Source organism: Aporhodopirellula aestuarii (assembly GCF_023701485.1).
In the GTDB taxonomy this organism is placed as follows: domain Bacteria; phylum Planctomycetota; class Planctomycetia; order Pirellulales; family Pirellulaceae; genus Rhodopirellula; species Rhodopirellula aestuarii.
Map to the genome: position 1 here is coordinate 1 of NZ_JAMQBK010000109.1, position 4,714 is coordinate 4,714.

3 protein-coding genes are annotated in these 4,714 nt (G+C 58.1%); 2 read left to right on the top strand and 1 reads right to left on the bottom strand.

The window, feature by feature from the left end; translation table 11 throughout:
- Window positions 1-108: 108 nt before the first annotated feature.
- The gene (locus tag NB063_RS30085) at window positions 109-1,116 is read right to left on the bottom strand and encodes a DUF1559 family PulG-like putative transporter (protein ID WP_250933153.1); all 1,008 of its coding nucleotides are present in this window, start codon (window positions 1,114-1,116) and stop codon (window positions 109-111) included.
- Window positions 1,117-1,441: 325 nt separating this feature from the next.
- On the opposite strand from NB063_RS30085, the gene NB063_RS30090 reads away from it, so the two are divergent.
- Complete coding sequence (locus NB063_RS30090) at window positions 1,442-2,821, top strand: sensor histidine kinase (RefSeq protein ID WP_250933156.1); 1,380 nt, start codon at window positions 1,442-1,444, stop codon at window positions 2,819-2,821.
- A gap of 105 nt (window positions 2,822-2,926) precedes the next feature.
- A complete protein-coding gene (locus NB063_RS30095; RefSeq protein WP_250933158.1) occupies window positions 2,927-4,387 on the top strand; it encodes a sigma-54-dependent transcriptional regulator in 1,461 nt (486 codons plus the stop codon).
- The last annotated feature ends 327 nt before the right edge of the window (window positions 4,388-4,714 follow it).

Genomic DNA, 4,714 nt, shown 5'->3' on the forward strand with positions numbered 1-4,714 from the left:
CTAAACCTAAGGGCTAGCGCCGTCGGCTCACTAAATCAACAGCCTCGCAATGCGGTCGTCACGTACAGTACACGCGGCGATCTGGATTCGCCATTCGCGGCGGCATGACTACTCGCCTCGAATCACTTCGCGACCGTTGCGTGTCCCCAACGCGTGCCAAGTCTCGATGTCGATCGATTCGGTAACCGCCGTCACCGAACCGTCCACCTTGGCGACTTGGACCAATCCCGTGTGGTGACTTCGCGAGGTGATCATCGCGTACGTCGGGCTGCCCGCACCGCCGTCTTTGCCCTCCTGCCACGAGTTGTAATCCATCTCTTCGTACTCACGCCCCGAGTTCGTGTAATGCACGACGCTGTTGGGGGCCAACGTCACCGTGAACCCGGTGTGATGCACGCGTCCGTCAGGCCATTCGGTGTGGCCCGTGTCCTTGAACTGTCCCCCGCTGGCGACGATTGCTTCCGCTTCGAGCTGGGTCGTCGGCATGGTCGTCGAAGAAGGGCCGCCGTTTCGTTGGTACGGTGTCCAAGCTTTCACCTCACCGGCCAACAACGTGTGACTGGAGCCGTCAAGGCAATCACGGAAGTCGAGCATCCGATTTGGGAAGAACATCCCATCGCCGCCTTTTTGCTCCACCGGATCGAACACAAACCAACGCCCAAAATTAAACCCATACGTGGTCGGATACAGCGACGGGCGATTGTCGTCGAACGTCCGGACTTGGTCCGTTCCCGGATCGCTCGGACACGCGTACACCGGAATCTTCACCCCATCGATCGCCATCTGGAAATCCCACGCCACCGACAAGTCGACGTTTTCGAAAACGTTGCCCTGTTCGAGAAACGGCAGAATCCGGCCGTGCACACCCCACGAACCGTTGTTGCCGGTCGTCGTCACGTTCAAGTCAACGAGTGCCGACGGGGGGAAACGCCCATAAGTGCTCTGGTAGTTGTGACAAGCCAACGCGATCTGTTTGAGATTGTTGCCGCACTGCATCCGCCGGGCCGCCTCACGAGCGGCTTGGACAGCCGGTAACAACAGGCCGACAAGCACACCAATGATGGCGATGACAACGAGCAACTCGACGAGCGTGAAGGCGGGACGCAACTTTTTCATGAAGTGTTTAGCAAGATCGGGTAGGGGGTGAGTGAAACAGATCGGTCCTTATTAGCAGCCAACGTGCCAACGCATCATTTCACCTGAAACCCAATGAATCACGTCTGTTTTCGCCACCCCCGGCATCGCATTAGGCGTTGTTTCCATCACGCCGGGCGGATATTTCGCCGGCCTGTTTCGCCTACAATCATACACTCTGATTCACCAATTTCTCCGTCCTGGTGATCAATTTCGAACTTGGAGAGAATCTCCTCAAGCCGGATCCGCGTCTCCATCGGACACACGCGTCAAAAACATCGGCAACGGCCCCACTCCCGAGAAAACATTGCCTGACCCCGCACCTCTCCGTTCACTCCGCTTCCGATTACTCGGCCCCCTGATCGCCGTTGCGCTGATTGCCGCGATCATCGTCGCACTCGCCTCCTACCGGCTCGGCGATCGGTGGGCCACTGACGATCTGCAGGAACGGTTTCAAGGCATCAAAAACACGTTGGCCGATTCCACCTTCCCGCTCAACGCGACCGTGTTGGACTCGCTTGCCGAATTGACTCAAACCGATCTCGTCACGACGGGCGAAACGGGCCGGGTGAAGTACAGCACGATGGAAGGTCTCGAGAAGAGCATCGAACCAGGTGAACTGAAAATCGGGGACAAACGCTACCTCGTCTATTTCTTCGACACCAAACGTGGGAAAGCCCGATCAGATGACGTTGCCCGCGTCGCGGTGGTGTTTGACGAAAAAACGCTATCGGCGAGCCGACGCCGAGCCGCGATCTTGCCCCTCGCCACGGGCCTATCGACGATCCTCGCGCTCAGTTCGATCACGCTGTTCATGCAATCCCGATTGGTGGGACGGATCGCCAAACTGCAACGGCGGGTGCGTGGGATCGCCGAAGGCGAGTTCACTTCGACTGCCACCCAATACGCCCCTGATGAGCTCGGCCAGCTCGGGGCCGCCGTCGATGACATGGCCGGTCAACTCGATCAACTTTGGAAAAGGGTTAACCGGCAACAAAGCGAAAAGCTTCTGCACCAGATTGCAGGCGGGATGGCTCACCAGCTTCGCAACAGTCTTACCGGCGCGAGAATGGCCGTCGAACTACATGCCGCCCAGTGTGACTCGCACGATACCGAAAGCCTGCCCATCGCGATCCACCAAATCGAACTCTCCGAAGACTATGTCCGCCGGTTGCTTCTCGTTGCCTCGGGACGCCAAGATCAAGATCGACCGACCGATGTCACCGTATGTTGGAACGATGTCCGTTCAAGCCTGACACCGATCGCGAGACATTGGCACGTCGACATCCAGTGGCACGTCGACGAAGCGATCGATTCACCCTCACACACCGACGCCACTGCGCATATCAAAGACGGTCCGACGTGGGTCGCCGCGGTTACCAATTTAGTGCACAACGCGATGCAAGCCGGCGAAGTCGTCGAAGTCTATCTCGAACGCCCCAACGCCACGACTGTCCGCGTCCGCGTCCGCGACAACGGACCCGGCATCGACGAAACCGTTGCTGACGAACTGTTCGAACCGTTTGTCACGTCCAAACCCGAAGGCATGGGCCTCGGACTCTCCGTCGTCCGCCGCGCCGCTGAACATCTCAACGGAAACGTCCGTTGGCACCGCACTGAGGGCTGGACCGTTTTCGAATTCACCGCCAGCTTGATCAGAGCGGACAATTCCAAGCCCACCACCTAAAACGTCAAGCACTCAACATCCCACGCTTGCAGCGAAGCCCTCTCCATCCATATCTCCTCAGCCAACGTTCACAACAACAGTGCCTACCCAACCGCTCCCTTCCGCATGAACTCTTCCACCGACGCACGCCGACGCACCGCAGCAACCCAGCACACGGTGTTGGTTGTCGACGACGAACCCTCGATATGCTGGGCACTCGAAAAGATGCTGACCCAGGAAGGCCACGCGGTCGTGACCGCTTCGTCTGCCGAAGAAGGTTTGGAACAGGCCGCCGCCGTCCAACCGGCGCTGGTCATTCTCGACGTTCGACTACCCAAGGAAGACGGCATCACCGCATTGCCGAAATTCCTAGCGGCCACCCACGACGCCCCCGTCGTCGTGATCACCGCCTTTGGTGATTTGGAAACCGCCGTTGCCGCGGTCAAAAATGGTGCCACCGACTATTTGACCAAACCCTTCAAACTCGACGACGCACTGCGTGTGTGCCGGCAAGCGATCGCCGAATCGGAAAACCGCATCACCCAAGTTGTCACTACCAAGTCAGAAGTGAACCCGACCGCCATCGTGGGAACTTCACCAGCGATGCAGCAGGTTTTCCGCCAAATCGCGTTGGTTGCCGAGAGCGATCTATCGGTGCTGATCACGGGTGAAACGGGAACGGGCAAGGAACTCGTCGCCGCCGCCATTCACCGCCACAGCCGTCGCAGCGATGGCCCTTACCTGCCAATCGCCCCCGTCGCACTGAATCCGGATTTGATCGAAAGCGAACTGTTCGGTCACGTCAAAGGCGCGTTCACCGGCGCGAGCGACGACAAAGCCGGTTTGTTTGAACGGGCCGAAAACGGGACCGTGCTCCTTGATGAAATCGGTGACCTCCCGCTAGCCACCCAAGTCAAACTGTTGCGGGTGCTTGAGCAAGGCCAGTACAGCCGTGTCGGCGACGTTCGCACGCGAACCGCCAACGTTCGCATCCTTGCCGCCACCAACTGTGACTTACACGAAGCTGTCGGGAAGGGCACGTTTCGCGAAGATCTGTTTCATCGCATGACGGGCATGCAGATCCACTTGCCACCGCTCCGCGAACGCGCCGAGGACATCGCACCACTCTGCCAACACTTCCTAACCGCACTCCAATACCCTGCACCCGACCAAGCGATCAGCGAACAACTGTTGGCCGAGCTACAAAAACAGCCATGGCATGGGAACGTGCGTGAACTCAAGAACGCGGTTGAACACGCGGCGGTCGTTGCGCGTTCTCGACCACTGTTCATCCATGACTTTCCGCCCCCGGCCCCAGGAAGAGGCGAGGCATCCTCGTCGCCACAGAGATCTTTGGAGCAATCGATCAGTCGCTGGGCGGTGTCAGCACTCGAGCCGAACGGGGAGACACCTCAAGACCTGCACACGAAATTCCTCGCCGCAACGGAGCCAACTCTCTTCAAAATCATCCTGGCGCATACCGGTGGCAACCGCGCCAAAGCGTCCGAGCTTTTAGGAATTCACCGAGGCACCCTCCGCGACAGACTGCGGACCTACGGATTGGACGAACCAGACACTTCGTCGTAACCCCCGGCGCAGTGGATGGTTTACCGCAAAAGGTAAGAACAACGCGAGATTTGGTCTCCGTTCTACTTTTCGTGTGGTTCGCGTATTTCGTGGTAAGAATCCAGGCGTCGGTTCAGTCTGGTTGATTAACCACGAAAGGGACGAATGACACGAAAGTTCGTCTCGTCTCCGTTCTTCCTTTCGTGTGGTTCGTGTATTTCGTGGTGAGAATTCAGGTGTCGGTTCAGTCTGATTGATTGACCACGAAAGGGACGAATGACACGAAAGTTCGTCTCCGTTCTTCCTTTCGTGTGGTTCGTGTATTTCGTGGTAAGAATCCAGGCGTCG